The 16,498-nt window shown below is 70.8% G+C and carries 15 protein-coding genes; 10 read left to right on the forward strand and 5 right to left on the reverse strand.

Translation table 11 applies throughout. The annotated features are described in order from the left end of the window. Positions 1-24: 24 nt before the first annotated feature. The 4 genes from ACUYTF_RS09360 to ACUYTF_RS09375 all read left to right on the forward strand — a co-directional run bounded on the left by ACUYTF_RS09360 (position 25) and on the right by ACUYTF_RS09375 (position 3,434). Positions 25-957, forward strand: a complete 933-nt coding sequence (locus ACUYTF_RS09360) for a 4-(cytidine 5'-diphospho)-2-C-methyl-D-erythritol kinase (protein WP_434142548.1) — start codon at positions 25-27, stop codon at positions 955-957. Then, the gene (locus tag ACUYTF_RS09365) at positions 954-2,336 is read left to right on the forward strand and encodes a hypothetical protein (RefSeq protein ID WP_434142549.1); all 1,383 of its coding nucleotides are present in this window, start codon (positions 954-956) and stop codon (positions 2,334-2,336) included. The genes ACUYTF_RS09360 and ACUYTF_RS09365 overlap by 4 nt, the downstream gene beginning before the upstream one ends. 165 nt (positions 2,337-2,501) lie before the next feature. Further along, positions 2,502-3,191, forward strand: a complete 690-nt coding sequence (locus ACUYTF_RS09370) for a DsbA family protein (RefSeq protein ID WP_434142551.1) — start codon at positions 2,502-2,504, stop codon at positions 3,189-3,191. A gap of 39 nt (positions 3,192-3,230) precedes the next feature. After that, positions 3,231-3,434 carry a hypothetical protein gene (locus tag ACUYTF_RS09375; protein ID WP_434142552.1) on the forward strand — a complete coding sequence of 68 codons (204 nt, stop codon included), beginning with the start codon at positions 3,231-3,233 and terminating at the stop codon, positions 3,432-3,434. A 26-nt stretch (positions 3,435-3,460) separates the two neighbouring features. Here the strand turns inward: ACUYTF_RS09375 and ACUYTF_RS09380 are convergent, their stop codons facing one another. Then, the gene (locus ACUYTF_RS09380) at positions 3,461-5,254 is read right to left on the reverse strand and encodes a lipase family protein (RefSeq protein ID WP_434142553.1); all 1,794 of its coding nucleotides are present in this window, start codon (positions 5,252-5,254) and stop codon (positions 3,461-3,463) included. A 119-nt stretch (positions 5,255-5,373) separates the two neighbouring features. On the opposite strand from ACUYTF_RS09380, the gene ACUYTF_RS09385 reads away from it, so the two are divergent. From ACUYTF_RS09385 to ACUYTF_RS09395, 3 genes are all read left to right on the forward strand, one after another. Continuing rightward, positions 5,374-7,224, forward strand: coding sequence for an ABC-F family ATP-binding cassette domain-containing protein (locus ACUYTF_RS09385; protein WP_449279649.1), 1,851 nt, complete (start codon positions 5,374-5,376; stop codon positions 7,222-7,224). 183 nt (positions 7,225-7,407) lie between these two features. Further along, positions 7,408-7,791 (forward strand): hypothetical protein, encoded by a 384-nt coding sequence (locus ACUYTF_RS09390; RefSeq protein ID WP_434142555.1) that lies wholly within the window; start codon positions 7,408-7,410, stop codon positions 7,789-7,791. 46 nt (positions 7,792-7,837) lie between these two features. Then, complete coding sequence (locus tag ACUYTF_RS09395) at positions 7,838-8,632, forward strand: nitroreductase family protein (protein ID WP_434142557.1); 795 nt, start codon at positions 7,838-7,840, stop codon at positions 8,630-8,632. Positions 8,633-8,658: 26 nt separating this feature from the next. Here the strand turns inward: ACUYTF_RS09395 and ACUYTF_RS09400 are convergent, their stop codons facing one another. Further along, positions 8,659-9,375 carry a methyltransferase domain-containing protein gene (locus ACUYTF_RS09400; protein ID WP_434142559.1) on the reverse strand — a complete coding sequence of 239 codons (717 nt, stop codon included), beginning with the start codon at positions 9,373-9,375 and terminating at the stop codon, positions 8,659-8,661. Then, positions 9,372-10,508: a 3-oxoacyl-[acyl-carrier-protein] synthase III C-terminal domain-containing protein gene (locus ACUYTF_RS09405; protein WP_434142561.1), complete on the reverse strand. Its 1,137-nt coding sequence runs from the start codon at positions 10,506-10,508 to the stop codon at positions 9,372-9,374. The genes ACUYTF_RS09400 and ACUYTF_RS09405 overlap by 4 nt, the downstream gene beginning before the upstream one ends. Before the next feature lie 169 nt (positions 10,509-10,677). Between ACUYTF_RS09405 and ACUYTF_RS09410 the strand changes: the two genes are divergently transcribed. Together ACUYTF_RS09410 and ACUYTF_RS09415 are read left to right on the forward strand one after the other, a co-directional pair. Next, entirely contained in the window at positions 10,678-11,763 is a 1,086-nt protein-coding gene (locus ACUYTF_RS09410; RefSeq protein ID WP_434142563.1) for an S-(hydroxymethyl)mycothiol dehydrogenase, read from the forward strand. Further along, positions 11,763-12,392, forward strand: a complete 630-nt coding sequence (locus ACUYTF_RS09415) for an MBL fold metallo-hydrolase (protein WP_434142565.1) — start codon at positions 11,763-11,765, stop codon at positions 12,390-12,392. Before ACUYTF_RS09410 ends, ACUYTF_RS09415 begins: the two co-directional genes overlap by 1 nt. 349 nt (positions 12,393-12,741) lie before the next feature. Here the strand turns inward: ACUYTF_RS09415 and ACUYTF_RS09420 are convergent, their stop codons facing one another. Continuing rightward, positions 12,742-13,416, reverse strand: a complete 675-nt coding sequence (locus tag ACUYTF_RS09420) for a TetR family transcriptional regulator (protein WP_434142567.1) — start codon at positions 13,414-13,416, stop codon at positions 12,742-12,744. A gap of 173 nt (positions 13,417-13,589) precedes the next feature. Here ACUYTF_RS09420 and ACUYTF_RS09425 point away from each other — a divergent pair, with 173 nt between their 5' ends. Next, a complete protein-coding gene (locus ACUYTF_RS09425) occupies positions 13,590-14,810 on the forward strand; it encodes an acyl-CoA dehydrogenase family protein (RefSeq protein WP_434142569.1) in 1,221 nt (406 codons plus the stop codon). Positions 14,811-14,939: 129 nt separating this feature from the next. Here the strand turns inward: ACUYTF_RS09425 and ACUYTF_RS09430 are convergent, their stop codons facing one another. Continuing rightward, positions 14,940-16,400: an amino acid permease gene (locus ACUYTF_RS09430; RefSeq protein ID WP_434142779.1), complete on the reverse strand. Its 1,461-nt coding sequence runs from the start codon at positions 16,398-16,400 to the stop codon at positions 14,940-14,942. Between the last annotated feature and the right edge of the window lie 98 nt (positions 16,401-16,498).

Genomic DNA, 16,498 nt, shown 5'->3' on the forward strand with positions numbered 1-16,498 from the left:
GTGCCGTTGCGCTAGCGTGGACCCATGGGGACGAAGCAGCGACGATCGGTCACCGTTCGCGCACCTGGGAAGATCAACGTGTTCTTCCGCGTCGGCGCGCTGCAGCGCGACGGGTACCACGATGTCGCGTCGCTCTACCAGGCCGTCTCGCTCTGCGAAGAGGTGACCGCCGAGCCGGCCGACGATTTCTCGTTGCGCTTCGTGGGCCCCATCGATTCGACCGGGCTGCCGACCGACGAGACCAATCTCGCGATGCGCGCCGCGCTGCTGCTCGCCGAACGCACGGGCTATCCGGGCGGCGTATCGCTGACCGTGCTCAAGCGGGTGCCGATCGCCGGCGGCATGGGCGGCGGCTCGGCCGACGCGGCCGCCACTCTGCTCGCCTGCGATGAGCTCTGGGGCACCGGGCTCGGCCGCGCGGGCCTGCTGCCGCTCGCGGCCGAACTGGGGGCCGATGTGCCGTTCGCCTTCGAGGGCGGTACCGCGGTGGGTACCGGCCGGGGCGATGAACTCAGCCCGGCGCTCGCGAAGGGCGCTTTCCACTGGGTGCTGGCGCTCTCGGACGCGGGGCTCAGCACACCCGTCGTCTACAGCGCCCTCGACCAGCACCGCGATGCGAACCGCGGCGCGCTCGGCCCGCAGCCCGAGACCGTGAAGGTGGATACGGCGGTGCTGCAGGCAGTGCGCATCGGCGACGCCGAATCGCTCGCGGATTCCATGCACAACGATCTCCAGGCCGCGGCGCTCAAACTCGCCCCCGGTCTGCTCGAACTCCTCGAACTCGGGGAATCGCTCGGCGCGCTCGCGGGCATCGTCTCGGGGTCGGGCCCGACCGTGGCGTTCCTCGTCGACGACGCGCAGTCCGCCGCCGAGCTCCGCAGCGTGTTCACGCGCCGGGGGGTGCGGGCGCTCACCGCGACCGGCCCGGTGCCCGGTGCGAGGATCATCGAGGCATGATCTCCCGGCGCATGCGCTCGATGCTCTGCGGTTCCGTGCTCGCGGCGGCGCTCGCGCTGAGCGGCTGCGCCACGGTCAACGCCGGCAGCGCCGGGGCCGACGCGTTCCGCGCCGAGTTCGCCTCCGACCCGGCCATCGCAACGATGGATCTCGGCGAGCACAATACGCTGCCCTGGTCGGGATACTTCAGCGGCACCGTCGTGACGGTCGCGGGGCTCGACGAAGCCGAGCTGCGCGATCTCGTCGATCGCATGGGCGCCTACCAGGCCTCCCACTCGGTCGTCTCGTGGCTCGGCATCGAGTCGGACGGCATCGACTTCCCGGTCTCGTCCGATGCCGCGGCCAACGAGCGCATGCTCGGCGTCGTCGGTCGCATGAAGACCGACGATCGCATCGTCGAGGCCGATCTGGCGTGGCTCTGGTTCACCGTCGAGACGGGGCGCGACGTCTTCGCGCTCGCCGCCGAACTCCCCGGTCTCGCCGCAGAACTCGCCTCCGCGGAGACGGGAGCGGAGACGGATGCGAGCGCCTCCGGCCCCACGGCCGATCGCGGCGTCGATTTCGAGATCGTCTCGAAGACCGAAGACGTGCGGTTGAAGGGGGAGTACGGGGCCTGGGTACGCGCGGCGGAGGCCGTCAGCGCTGCCGTCGGCCGCGAAGCAGAGCTGCTCTGGCTCTCGGCGACCCCGGACACCCTGGAACTGCGCGTGCGCGACGAGAGCGCGGTCGCCGACGCCCAGGCCGTCGCCGAACGCCTGGCCGGGGGTGTCGGCATGGAAGTCACGGTGAGCAGCGATGCGCTGCGCATCGACCCCGGCACCGACGGCGAACGGGCCAGGGACCTGCTCGCGAGGCTCGATGACGGGACTGCCGCACGCATCGCACGCACCGAAGCGGTCGCCAGCACGCTGCGCGTCGCGGTGCGCTCGCTCGACGACGCGCTCCCCGTCGCGGAGAAGCTCGACGCGATGCCCGAGGCACAGGTCTTCTCCACCATCGCCGTGCAGGTGCTCGGCCCGGAGGGGCAGGCCGGCCGCACCGCGGGCAGTCTCGAGGTGTTCGCCGCCCCCGGCTCCTTGGGCGATCGTGTGGGATCCGCCGTCGAGCTCAAGCGGGCGAACGGCGTCGACGCCGTCTCCATCGTCGCCGGCCGGGTGGAGATGACCGCGGCCGACGACGTCGCCGGAAGCGACTTCGGTCGCTTCGCGCCGGCGCTCGAGGCCGCGGCGGACGACGAGGACTGGGTCTGCATCTTCTCGTACTCCGCCAGCACGCTCTGCGTCACCGCGGCGTCGCAGCTGCGGCCGGCGGCTGATGACGCCTACGCCGACCATCCGGGGTATCGCGCGTTCGTCGAAGCCTGGAACCGCGCGGCCTGACGCGCGCGGCGGAATGCCGGCTCGGGCCGCGGCGTTGCACCCGCGAACGCCGAGCGCTTCGCGGAGGCTTTCGAAGCGGCGCTCGAGCGCGACTTCGGGGAACCGATGTGCATCCGGATCCCAGCGCACGGGAATAGCGGCGCGCCCCCGTGCGCTGCACCGAGTGTGAATGACAAGATCCGCGTCGATATCTGGTCCGACATCGCCTGCCCCTGGTGCTACATCGGCAAGCACCGCTTCGAGGCCGGCGTCGCCGCCTTCCGAGAGCAGCACCCCGACGTCGAGATCGAGGTCGAGAGCCACAGCTACGAGCTCGCCCCCGACACGCCCCTCGATTTCAGCGGCAGCGAGATCGACTTCCTGGTGCGGCACAAGGGCATGCCCGCCGACCGGGTCGAGCAGATGCTCGGCGAGATGACGCAGATGGCCGCGGCCGAGGGCATCGTGTTCGACTTCGCGCGGGTGAAGCACGCGAACACGCAGCGCGCCCACCGCATGCTGCACCTCGCCAAGCGCGAGGGCGTGCAGGCGGCCGTGCTCGAGCGGCTCTTCCGCGCCTATTTCGCCGAGGGCGAGGACATGTCGAGCGCCGATGCGCTCGCCCGCCTCGGTGCGGAGGCGGGTCTCGACGCCGACGAGGTGCGCAGCGCCCTCGACGACGAGGCCTTCGGCGAGGCCGTGCAGCGGGACATCGCCCGCGCCCGCGGCCTCGGCATCACGGGTGTACCATTCTTCCTACTCGATCAGAAGTACGGCGTTTCGGGCGCGCAGCCGGCCGAAGCCTTCGCCGGAGTGCTCGAGCAGGTGCTCGGCATCGCGCGCGGCGACGTCCCCGACCCGGCCCGGGCCTCCTGAACGCACCGGCCCCGACCGCTCCATTCGAAAGGACACCCCATGAGCGACACCACGAACGCGCCCCGCACCGAGGCGCCGATGGCATCGGCGGCGATGCAGTCCGAACACCACGAGGCCGAGACGCCGTTCTTCTCGGAGGGCGCGGCGTCGTTCGCCGACGCCGAGACCCGCGAGATCCTCAACCTGCTCGGCGAGAGCGATGCGGCGGGCGGTTGCTGCGGCGGCGGCTGCTGCAGCGTCTGAGCGCGGGTCGATAGGCGGCGGGCCGCTCAGTCGGCGACCGAGTTCGGCAGATCGGAGCAGTCGGGCGTCGCGGGCTCGCCGCCCCAGCGGTCGAGCGTCCACTGCACGATCTCGGGCGTCAGCGGCGAATCGGCCGCTACGAGCGTATTGTGGCTGAGCCCCGGGTAGGTGCGGTAGTCGATCTGCTCGCCCGCCGTGCAGCGCGCCTGCACCCAGTCGAGCTGCATCTCGGGCTTGACGAGAGGATCGGCGAGCCCCTGCGCTACCAGCACGGGAGCGGGCCACGGCCCGACCGGCTCCTGCGCCTTGAGCTCGTCGCCGAACGGGCCGTCGAGCAGGCGATCGGGGAACACCTGGTTCGGGATCTGCGTGCCCGAGACGACGGCACCGAGCACGTCGCGCCCGTTGAAGCAGAGGCCCTGGATGCGGTCGACGCCGCCGGCCGAGCCCGGCGTCAGGTGCTGCTCGAGCTCGAGCTCGGGGTAGAGCTTGTTCCAGGTCGACGCGATGTACGCCGACACCGTCTTGCCCGCAGCGTCGTCCTTATCGGCTTCGGCGAGCCCGTACAGGTCGGCTGCCGGGGCGAACGCCGCGACCCCCTTGATCGTGAGCTCGGGCGCGTAGTCGGCGGCGATCTGGCCCGTCCAGAGCGCGCCCTGGCCGCCCTGGGAATGGCCCCACACCACCGTCTCGGTCGTCGTGCTGATTCGATCGAACTGCTGCACGGCGCGCGAGGCGTCGAGCACATTGCGCGCCTCGGCGTCGCCGACGAGGTACGGATGGGGGCCCGAGGTGCCGAGACCGATGTAATCGGAGGTGACCGCGACCCAGCCGTGCTCCGTGACCATCTCGGCGAGGGCGGTGCCCGCGCCGTCGGCGAACGGCGCGGCGCTCAGCGACGGCGCGCACTTCGGCACGACGCCGGTGGTGCCGTGCGCGACGGTGAGCAGCGGCAGCGGCGCTGCGCCGGGGGAGGCGGGAGCGATGACGGTGCCGCTCGACACCGCGGGCGATCCGTCGGGGTGCGTCGTCGTGTAGAGGATGCGCCAGGCCTGCGCCCCCGACGGCACCCCAGTCGTGAGCGGCTCGGAGCGGATGAGCATGCCCGGCTCCTCGGGCACCTCCGCCGGCGCGGTGTAGAACGCGTCGGGTTCGGGGAGGCGGGCGCCTCCGAGCAGCACCGCGCTGCCCGCGGCGAGCAGCAGGGCGGTGGCGAGCGCGACCCCGGCGCCGATCCCGCGGGCCCAGCGGCGGGGTGCCGAGGGAACAGCCCGCCCATCGGCGTTCGAGCCGGCACGGGTACGGGATGATCCCTGTCGAACGAGTAGTTCGAAGAGCAGACGCAGACCGACGAACACGAACCAGGCGCCCACGGCGAAGCGGAACATCGTGAGCGTCAGCACCGGCCAGGTGAACGCCAGTAGGCCGAAGACGATGCCGGCGGCGGCCGTGATGATCTCGGCGGCGCGGTACGGCGAATCGCCGCGCAGCGCGCGCAGGGCCGAGAGCAGTCCGTGCACGACGACGGACGCCGCGATGAGGAACGCCACCCAGGTCGCGCCGAGGGCGGGCACGACCGCGACGACCGCGCCGGCCGCGATCATGACCGCGCCCACGATGCGCGCTGTGAACAGCGCAGCCCGCGTGATCTCGCGGTCTCGGTGCGCGCGCAGCAGCAGCGCGACGCCGACGATCGCGAAGCCGACCCCCGCGATCACCGCAGTCTCGTGCGGCGCGAGCGGTGCGAGGATGAGCGCGGCGCCGGTCGCGACCGCGATGACGGCGAGCACGATGCGCAGGGGGAGGGACGCGGATGCCATAGTCGACACTCTGGCACAGTTCGGGGGCGCATAGGGAGCCCATGACCCGAACTTCCGCGATGCGGCAGCCGCAGCGCTCGGTGAAGCCTCGCCCGAGCCCGGCATAGACTGGAGAGGTTATGGCACATCTTCTGGGGGCCGAGGGCCTGTATCTCGAGGTTCCGACCAAAGTCGTCTTCGATTCCGTGACGCTCGGCGTCGCCGAGGGCGACCGCATCGGCATCGTCGGCCGCAACGGCGACGGCAAGTCGTCGCTGCTCATGATGCTCGCGGGCCGCCGCGAGCCCGACGGCGGGCGCGTGACCAAGCGCTCGGGCACGACGATCGGCGTGCTCGACCAGGCCGACGTGTTCGACGCGGGCGAGACCGTCGGGCACGCGATCGTCGGCGACCGGCCCGAGTACGAGTGGGCGGGCGACGCGCGCACCCGCGACGTGCTCGAGGGGCTCGTCTCGGATCTGCCATGGGACGCACCGGTCGACGCGCTCTCGGGCGGGCAGCGCCGCCGCGTCGCCCTGGCCCGGCTACTCGTCGGCGACTCCGAGATGCTCTTCCTCGACGAGCCGACCAACCACCTCGACGTCGAGGGCATCGCCTGGCTCGCCGCGCACCTGAAGCGCCGCTGGCCCGCGGGGCAGGGCGCGTTGCTCGTCGTGACCCACGACCGCTGGTTCCTCGACGAGGTCTGCACCGCCACCTGGGAGGTGCACGACCGCATCGTCGAGCCCTTCGAGGGCGGATACGCGGCCTACATACTGCAGCGGGTCGAGCGCGACCGCCAGGCCGCCGTCATCGAGCAGAAGCGCCAGAACCTCGCGCGCAAGGAGCTGGCCTGGCTGCGCCGCGGCGCCCCCGCGCGCACCGCGAAGCCCAAGTTCCGCATCGACGCCGCGAACGCGCTCATCGCCGATGTGCCCGAGATCCGAGACGCCGTCTCGCTGCAGTCGATGGCGGTCGCCCGCCTCGGCAAGGAGGTCGTCAACCTCGTCGACGCCGGCGTGGCGTACACCGATGCCGCGACCGGCGCCGAACGCGTCGTGCTCGAAGACGTCGAGTGGCGCCTCGCGCCGGGCGAGCGCACCGGCATCCTCGGCGTCAACGGCGCCGGCAAATCGACGCTGCTCGGCCTCGTCTCGGGCGACGTGCAGCCGACCGCAGGCCGCGTGAAGCACGGCAAGACCGTGAAGATCGCCACGCTCACCCAGCGCCTCGACGAGCTCGAGGAGCACCTGAACGAGCCGGTGCGCGTCGTCATCGGCCGGCTGCGCACGAGCTTCACGGTCGGCAGCGGGTCGAAGGCCCAGGAGCTCACCCCGGGCCAGCTGCTCGAGCGCATGGGGTTCACGAGCGCCCAGCTCTCGACTCCGGTGAAGGACCTGTCGGGAGGGCAGAAGCGGCGCCTGCAGCTGCTGCTCATCCTGCTCGATCAGCCCAACGTGCTCATCCTCGACGAGCCGACGAACGACCTCGACACCGACATGCTCGCCGCGATGGAGGATCTGCTCGACTCGTGGCCCGGCACCCTCATCGTGGTGTCGCACGACCGGTACTTCCTCGAACGCGTCACCGACCAGCAGTACGCGATCCTGGGTCGCCGCCTGCGGCACCTGCCCGGCGGGGTCGATCAGTATCTCGAGCTGCGGGCGGCCGAGGAGCGGGCCGCGGCCGATGCCCCCGCGCGCGCCGGAGCGACCGAGGCCGCCGCATCGTCCCCGTCGGCGTCGGCGACTCGGTCGGGCCCCGCGCTCGGCGGCGCCCAGCTGCGCGCCGCCGAGAAGGAGCTCTCTGCCGTGGAGCGCAAGATGGAGCGCCTGCAGGCCGACATCGCGAAGTCGCGCGACGGCCTCGCTGCCCTGGACCAGACCGACTACCAGCTGCTCAACCTCGAGATGGCCAAGATCACGGCCCTCGAAGACGAGGTCGCGAGCCTCGAGGAGCGCTGGCTCGAACTCTCGGAGACCATCGGCTAGAACGGAGCGACGAGATCCCGCGGCCCGGTGGAGTGCCGCGGTCTGACGCGGGCCGGCCCCAGGATGCGCGGTGCGAACGGGTCGCCGATCCCGCCCGCGCGACCCGTTGCGGGGAAGCAGGCGCGCGGGTACCGTCGAACCCGTCGGGCGATGCCGTACGGCCCCGCCCGGGGAGGGAGGGGCATGGCCGACTCGGATCCCTCTTCCCTGTCATGGATCGGGCTGTGGCTCACCCGCGGTGCGCCGTGGGTGCCGCTCGCAGTGCTCTCGTACGCCGCGACCGTCACGGTCGGCACCTTGAGCATGCGGGGCCGCCGCATTCGGCGCAGCTGGCACGCGCGCCTGTTCATCGTCACCTGCGCGTTGACTGCGGCCGCGGCCGTGTTCTCGTTCCCGCAGGCCTGGGTGCGGGGCATGCTGCTGCTGGCGGCGCTCGTGCCGCTCGCGCTGCTGCCGTTCGTCACCGCCCCTGTGGCGCGGCACCCGCGCCGGCACGTCGCGCTCGGACTGCTCGCAGCCCCCTGCTACATCGCCGCCCTCGCGCTCTGGTCGGCGCGCCCGGGATAGGCCGGCGCCCGCGCAGATCCCCGAATCCCGACCCCTGGAGCCCCGTATGCAATTCCTCGACGTTCTCTTCGGCCGTCGCACCACGAACGGGCCGTTCCTGCCCGAATCCGTGACGCAGGAGCATCAGCGGCTCCTCATCAGGGCCGCCGCTGCGGCACCCTCCCAGTTCAACAGCCAGCCGTGGCGGTTCCTGATCATCGAGGATCGCTCCACTATCGACACGATCGCCCGTATCAGCGGGGAATCGATGACGGCCGTCATCTCCGAGGGGTCGTTCTTCGAGCGGTACAAGCGGCACTTCCGCTTCAGCGCGGAGGAGATGGCGGAGCACCGCTCGGGCATGTACTTCGACAAGCTGCCCTCGGCGCTGCGGCCGTTCACACGCGCGGTATTCACGAAATCGGGGGTCGGGATGATGCGCATGCTGCGCGTGCCGCAGACGCTCGGCGAGGAGAACCGCAGGCTCGTCGCGGGTTCGCCGCTGATCCTCGGTGCGATGCTCGACCGCAGGGAGCGCACGGCGCATCACCTGGCCGACTTCTACTGCCAGTTCAGCCTGGGGGCGGCCATGGAGAACGTCTGGCTCACGACAGTGGAACTCGGCATGGGGATCCAGTTCATCTCGTTCCCGATGGAGGTCCCGGAACAGTGGGCGCGGCTGACCGAGATGCTCGAGATCCCGGACGATCTCGAGCTCATGGCGCTGTACCGCATCGGCTACGTCCCCGATACCTCGCAGCGGCCCGTGATCGACTGGTCGAGCCGCGAGCGCAGGCCGCCGTCGCAGTTCGTGTTCCGCGAGCGGGGCAGCGCGCCGCAACTGGGGTGGGACGAGGACTGAGAGGAGTCGTCTCCGGGAGCCGTCCGCTACCGGCCCTCCTGCCGTTCTTCCGAAGCGCCGCGATGCACGGCGAGCAGCCGGAAGGGGCCCGGGCTCTCCGCACGCCACTCCGCAGGGAGCCGCTGCTCCAGCTCCGGCAGCGTATAGCTGCGCCGAATGCTCCGCAGCCCGTCGACGCGCAGGAAGCTGCCCGGTGCGATCGGGGTGACGGCCGCGGCGAAGGCGAGATACGCCGTGCGACTGCGGGCGATGTCCGAGTGCACGACGAGCCGCGTCGCGAGCACGGCCGAATCGCTCAGCAGCTCCCGGAAGGCGTCGTCGTCCAGATGATGCAGCAGATGATTCGAGATCACGATGTCGAAGCGGGCCCCGTGCTCCACCAGCGTCCGGCTGCGGGTCTCGCGGAACGAGAGCCCCGCCACGGGTCGCCCCGCACGCGCCGCTCCGAGCGCGCGGGGGTCGGGGTCGATCCCGAGCGCCTCGATACGGAAGCCGTCGCGCAGAGCGAGGCGCGAGATGCGGCGCAGGACGTCACCGCCGCCGCTGCCGATGTCGAGCATGCGGGCGGGGCCGTCGAGCGCCGCGAGCACCGGGCGCAGATGCGAGCGGTAGACCGACCCCCAACTGGAGACCGCGCGGTTCACGACCCCGAAGCGCCGTAGGGTGCGACGCAGCCGCTCGGGATCGCAGGCCGGGTCGTCCATCAGCTCAGCGAGCCGGGCGTCGCGCTCGGCCAGGTTCATGCAGCGCCCGCATCGGCGGGTGCGATACGGCGCCCGCCGCCCTCGGCGCGACGCGTGAACAGCGCCGTTTCGATCGTGAGCCCGGGCCCGAAGCAGAGGCCCGCGACGCGGCTGCCGTCCGCGAGAGCATCGTCGTGCAGGAAGCGCCGGAGGATGAAGAGGATCGTGGCGCTCGACATATTGCCGTGATCGCGCAGCACCGCCCGGGAATGGTCCAGTGCGGAGCGGTCGAGGCCGAGCCCCGACTCGACCCGGTCCAGCACGCTGCGGCCGCCGGGGTGCACCGCCCAGCCGTCCACGAGGGCTCCCGCATCCGCTCCGATCATGGCGCCGACCGCCTCCGCGATCTCCCGGCCGATGATGCGCGGCACCTCGGCGGTCAGCCGCATCTCGAAGCCCTGATCCCCGATCGTCCAGTCCATGTCCTGCTCGCCCTCGGAGGTGATCCCTGTCGCGAACGCGCCGACCTCGAGAAGCGGAGCCTCGGCCCTCGGGGCGCCCGATGTCAGCACGGCGGCAGCGGCCCCGTCGCCGAACACGGCGGAGGCGACGATCTGCTCGGGATCCGAGGAAGAACGGATGTGGATCGAGCAGAGCTCGGCGCACACCACCAGCACGACGGCGCCCTCCGCGGCCTCGCAGGCACGAGCGGCGGTCCGCAGAGCGGGGAAGGCGGCGGCGCAGCCCATGAAACCGATGTGGGTGCGCTCGGCCGAGGGAGGGATCCCGAGCTCTCTCACCAGGAGGTAATCCGGGCCGGGGGCGAAGCAGCCGGTGCACGAAGCCGTGATCACATGGGTGATATCGGCGGCTTCGACGCCCGCCTCGGAGACCGCGGCCCGCGCCGCCGCCGCGAACAGGGCAGGCGCTTCGCGGCGATACAGCGCATTGCGCGCGCCGGTGGAGGGCGTGAGCAGCGTGTCGTCGGCGTCGGCGAAGAGGGGCTCCCGCGCGCCGGCGCCGCCGATGACCGAGTATCTGCCGTCGATGGCCGAATGGTCGAACACCGTGCCGATCAACCGCGCCGTCAGACGGTCGACGCCGGGCTGCGAGACGAAGAAGCCGCGCGTCTCAGCCTGGTCGAGCCTCGCCGAGGGTACGGCGGTGCCGATGGAGAGGAGTCGGGTGGGCATACCTCAGGAGTACTCGCGACCGTCGAGGCTGTCAACGGGGTCGCCCACCAGCCTGCCCTTCGGCAGGTCCTTCCCACACGGGCGGCGCCGAGTATCCGGAGCCGCGGGCCGATAGTGTGGAGGGAGTCCAGCGCCGTACGGCGCGAACCGCTTTCGGAAGGAGCCGTGAATGGTCTATCGAGTGCAGGGCGTCGTCGTGCGCGAACAGGGCGCACCCGCGACGATCGAGACGATCGTCGTGCCCGAGCCCGGCCCGGGGGAGGTCGTCGTCGACGTGCTCACCTGCGGCGTCTGCCACACGGACTACCACTATCAGCAGGGCGGCATCGGCGACGAGTTCCCGTATCTGCTCGGCCACGAATCGACCGCGCGGGTCGCGGTCGTCGGCGAGGGGGTGACCGAGGTCGCGGTGGGCGATCGCGTGATCCTGAACTGGCGCGCCGTCTGCGGCCAGTGCCGGGCCTGCCGCAAGGGGCAGCCGCAGTACTGCTTCGCCACTCATAACGCGTCGCAGAAGATGACGCTCGAGGACGGCACGGAGCTCTCGGCGGCGCTCGGCATCGGATCGTTCGCCGAGAAGACGCTCGTCGCTGCGGGGCAGTGCACGAAGATCGACGAGGATTCGGACGCGGCCGCGGTGGGGCTCCTCGGCTGCGGCATCATGGCGGGCATCGGCGCCGCCATCAACACCGGCGAGGTGCAGCGCGGCGAGTCGGTCGCGGTCATCGGGTGCGGCGGTGTCGGTACGGCGGCGATCGCGGGGGCGCAGCTCGCCGGCGCGACGACCATCGTCGCCGTCGATATCGACGATGCCAAGCTCGAGCAGGCGAAGCGCTTCGGCGCGACGCACACGGTGAACTCGCGGGGCGAAGACCCGGTCGCCGCCATCCAGGCGTTCACCGGCGGCTTCGGCGCCGATGTCGTCATCGACGCGGTGGGCCGCCCCGAGACCTACACGCAGGCGTTCACCGCCCGCGACCTCGCGGGCCGCGTGGTGCTCGTCGGTGTGCCGACGCCCGACATGAAGCTCGAACTGCCGCTGCTCGACGTGTTCGGCCGCGGCGGGTCGCTGAAGTCGTCGTGGTACGGCGACTGCCTGCCGAGCCGCGACTTCCAGATGCTCATCGACCAGTACAAGCTCGGCAGACTCGACCTCGGAGGCTTCGTCACCGAGCGCATCGGCCTCGGCGACGTCGAGGAGGCCTTCGGCAAGATGGCCGGCGGCACGGTGCTGCGATCGGTGGTGGTGCTGTAATGGTCGCGCGCATCGAACGGCTGGTCACGAGCGGCACCTTCTCGCTCGACGGCGGCACCTGGGACGTCGACAACAATGTATGGATCGTCGGCGACGACTCCGAGGTCATCGTGATCGACCCGGCGCACGACCCCGCCGCAGTGCAGGCCGCCGTGGGCGATCGCCGGACGGTCGCCATTCTGCTCACCCACGGGCACGACGACCACATCCGCGCCGCCCGCGAGACGGCGGAACTGCTCGGGGCTCCACTCCATCTGAACCCCGCCGACCGCATGCTCTGGGACGCGATCCACCCCGACGCTGCGCCCGATCACGAGATCGTCGACGGCGCGGGCTTCGAGATCGCGGGCGTCGGCCTGCGCGCGCGCCACACGCCGGGGCATTCGCCCGGGTCGACGTGCTTCGTCTCGCCCGAACTCGGCGTAGTGTTCACCGGGGACACGCTGTTCAACGGCGGCCCCGGGGCGACCGGGCGCTCGTACAGCGACTTCCCGACCATCATCGAGTCGATCCGCGACGAACTGCTCACCCTGCCCGATGAGACTGTCGTGCATACCGGCCACGGCGACAGCACGACGATCGGCGCCGAGAAGCCGCACCTGGACGAATGGATTAGCAGGGGCCACTGAACGGAGACGCATCGCGTCGGAGTTCCGTGGCCCGTGGCGCACACTGCGCCAGCCCACGGAGCGAAGCGAGGGGTGGGCCATTGAGCGAAGACGCATCGCGTCGGAGTTCCGTGGCCCGTGGTGCACACTGCGCCGGCCCACGGAGCGAAGCGAGGGGCGGGCCACTGAACGGAGACGCATCGCGTCGGAGCTCCGTGGCCCGCGGCGCACACGGCGCCAGCCCACGGAGCGAAGCGAGGGGTGGGCCATTAGGTCGCTACGGCCGTTGAGGCTCGTCGGCTCGTCAGCAGATGTTCGAGAAACGCCGAGGCGGAGCATCTCCTGACGAGCTGATGCCGTTCTCGGCCGGCTACGCGTCGAGCCTGCGCGCGACGGCGTCGAGCACGGACTCCGGCGACCCCTGCGCCTCGTACACCGCGACGAGCACGCGGCGCTTCGCCGTGTCGGCGCCGGGGGAGAGCCAGCGGTCGTAGAGCGAGATCATGCGCGCGAGGTCGGCCTCGATCGTGCGCGCCGCATCGGGTACGTCGCCGGTGAGCCAGGCGCGCAGCGTCGTGTTGTGCACGGCGACGACGCCCGCGGCGAGCGACGCGGGAACCCATGCCGGTGTTTCCGAGGGGAGCGCTCGCCGGAGGTACGCGGCGAAGACCCGCTCGTAGCGGTGCGTGATGACGAGCTCGCGGTCGCGCAGCGCCGGGGTGTCGCGCATGAGCTCGAAGCGCAGGCGCGCGGCCTCGGGGTCGCGCGCGAGCAGGCGCAGTACTGCCGCGGCCGACTCGGCGAGGGTGCTCGCGATCTCGTCGTCGGCGGTGCCGAGGCGGGACTCGAGCTGCGCGAGCGCGATGTCGTGGTCCGCGAAGACGACGTCGTCCTTGCTCCCGAAACGGCGGAAGAAGGTGCTGCGGCTGACACCGATCGCGTTCGCGAGGTCCTCGGCGGTCGTCGCCTCGTACCCCTGTTCGGCGAGGCAGCGGATCGCAGCCGCGGAGCTGTCGCCGGGGGAGCTCGAGGTGAGGGGGGACATGGCCAGAAAGGTACCACAGAATCAGGGATTGATACTCAGTTCCGTCCGATTCCCTGCCGAGAATAGTGCGTTGGGGTGCTGTAGCGCGCGATTTCATGACTTGACCTGAGACGGAGTGCCAGGCATGCTCGTGGAAGACGGATTCGCAGTCGGACCGACAGATTGGAACTGCCATGTCGAAGATGAACCCCGCGGCGCAGGGCACGCAGGCGCCCGAGTACGAGCTGTGGGAGCCGCTCGACCCGGATGTCGCGGGCGTGTTCCGCGATGTCTCGGCCGACGACCTCGCCTACCGCGATCGCGCCCGCCGCTTCGTGAACGAGGAGGTGCGCCCGGTCATCGCCGGCATCTGGGACCGCGCCGAGTACCCGCTCGATCTCGCGAAGCGCCTCGGCGACCTCGACCTGCTGCGCGACGGCCTCGACGTGCCGGGCTTCCCCGAGCAGAGCCTGCTCGCGGCGAGCCTCACGACGATGGAGCTCGCACGCGGCGACGGCTCGATCGCGACCATCGTCGGCGTGCAGGGCGGCCTCGCCATGCGTTCGATCGCGTACTGCGGCTCGGAGGAGCAGCGGAACCGGTGGCTGGAGCCCCTCGCCCGCGGCACCGAGTTCGGCGCGTTCGCCCTCACCGAGCCCACGCACGGCTCGGACTCCGTGAGCCTCGAGACCCGCGCCGAGAGCGTCGACGGCGGGTACCTCATCAACGGCCACAAGAAGTGGATCGGCTCGGGCAACATCGGCTCGGTCTCGGTCGTGTGGGCGCGCGGCGACGACGGCCAGGTGCAGGGATTCCTCGTACCCCAGGACACCCCGGGGTACCGGGCCTCGACCATCGAGGGGAAGGTGTCGCTGCGCGCCATCTGGCAGACCGACATCGAGTTCGACGATGTGCGGCTGCCCGAGAGCGCGAGGATGCCCGGCGCCCGCTCGTTCAAGGACACCGGCCGCGTGCTGCAGGCGACGCGCCTCGGCGTGGCGTGGGCGGCGCTCGGCCAGGCGACCGCCGTCTACGAGACCGCGGTGCACTACGCGAAGCAGCGCATCCAATTCGGCCGCCCTCTCGCGGCGTCGCAGATCGTGCAGGCCCGTCTCTCGGAGATGCTCTCGCAGCTGACCTCGCTGCAGACACTGCTCATGCAGCTCACGCGCGCGGAGGAGCGGGGCGAGCTCACGGGCCCGGGCGCCTCGCTCGGCAAGTACACGGCGACCCGCACGGCGCGCGACATGGCCCGCAACGCCCGCGATCTGCTCGGCGGCAACGGCATCCTGCTCGAGAACCGGGTCGCCCGCCATTTCGCCGATATCGAGGCGCTGCACACCTACGAGGGCACCGAGACCGTGCAGGCACTCATCATCGGCCGCGAGATCACGGGCATGTCGGCCTTCGTGTGACGCGGTGAACGCGCCGGGAGCTCCGGCGCACGGCGATCCCTGGTCGCAAGAGCAAGGCCGGGGCAGGCGCTCTCCGTTGCGGAAGCGCCCGCCCCGGCCTTGCTCATGCCGGCTCGAGGAGCGCGTCGCCTACTGGTGCAGCGCGTCCTCGCCCGTGCCGGGAAGCTCGATCGCGGCCGTGAGCGGCCGGCCTTCGCGGGTTAGGCGGCGCTTCGTGAACTGCCACATGATCGCGATCACGACGAACCAGATCGGCGTGAAGAGCAGCGGCAGGCGCGTGTCCTCGGCGAGGCCGAGCGTCACGAGGATGAACGCGAAGAAGGCGAGGATCAGCCAGGGGAACACCTTCGGCAGCGGCATCTTGAACTTCGACGCCTCGTGGCGGTCGGGGTGCTTGCGCTGGTACTGGATGTAGCTGATGACGATCATGCTCCAGATGAAGAGGATGAAGGTCGAAGCGACCGAGGTCACGAAGGTGAACGCCTCGATGACGCTGTCGCCGAGCAGCAGGATCGGCACCGCCGAGAACAGGAACACGGCCGAGAAGAAGACCGCGCGCTTCGGCACGCCGCGGCTATCGGTGAGCGCGAAGCCGCCGGGGGCGTGCCCGTCGTGGGCGAGCGCGTGCATCATGCGGGTGCCCGAGTAGAAGCCCGAGTTCGCGCTCGAGGCCGCCGAGGTGAGCACGACGAGGTTGATCGCGAACGCGGCGGCGCCGAAGCCGGCGAGGGCGAGGGTCGTCACGAAGGGGCTGTCGGCCGGGTCGAGATCCTTCCACGGCGTGATCGCCATGATGACCGTGAGCGCGCCGATGTAGAAGATGAGCACGCGCACGACGATCGAGTTGATCGCGCGGGGCAGGTTGCGGTGCGGGTCGGCGGTCTCGGCCGCGGCGGTGCCGACGAGCTCGACGCCGATGAAGGAGAAGATGCCGAGCTGGAAGCCGAGCAGGAAGCCGCTCGCGCCGAACGGGAACATGCCGCCGTCGTCCCAGAGGTGGGCGAGCGAGGCCTGGGTACCGGTGTCGGGGTTCTCGAAGCCGATCACGAGCAGCACGACGCCGGTCGCGATGAGCGCGAGGATCGCGACGATCTTGATGATCGCGAACCAGAACTCGAACTCGCCGAAGAACTTCACCGGCTGCAGGTTCAGGATCGTGAGCACGACCGCCGTGATGAGTGCGGGCAACCACGGCGGGATCGACGCGTTGATGTACGAGACGTAGCTCGTGATCGCGATGATGTCGGCGATGCAGATGACGACCCAGGTGATCCAGTACGTCCAGGAGACGACGTACCCGGCCCACGGGCCGATGAGATCCTTCGCGATGTCGCCGAAGGTCTTGTAGTTGAGGTTCGAGAGCAGCAGCTCGCCGAGCGCCCGCATGAGGAAGAACATCATGCAGCCGATGACCGCGTAGATGAAGAGGACGGACGGGCCGGTCAGGCTGATGACCTTGCCCGAGCCGAGGAAGAGGCCGGTGCCGATCGCGCCGCCGATGGCGATCAGCTGCAGGTGGCGGTTCGAGAGGCCGCGGACGAGGGCCTCGCCCTGACCGGTGCTCGATGCGGTCGTGGTTTCCGACAAGATGCGGACACTCCTTTGTGGGAATAGGAATAGATGCGTCGAGACGGGTGGGCTCGACATGCGCTTCGCGCCACGCGTGAGTGGCGAAGGTTCGGGTTGAT

The organism is Leucobacter sp. GX0328 (assembly GCF_053567315.1).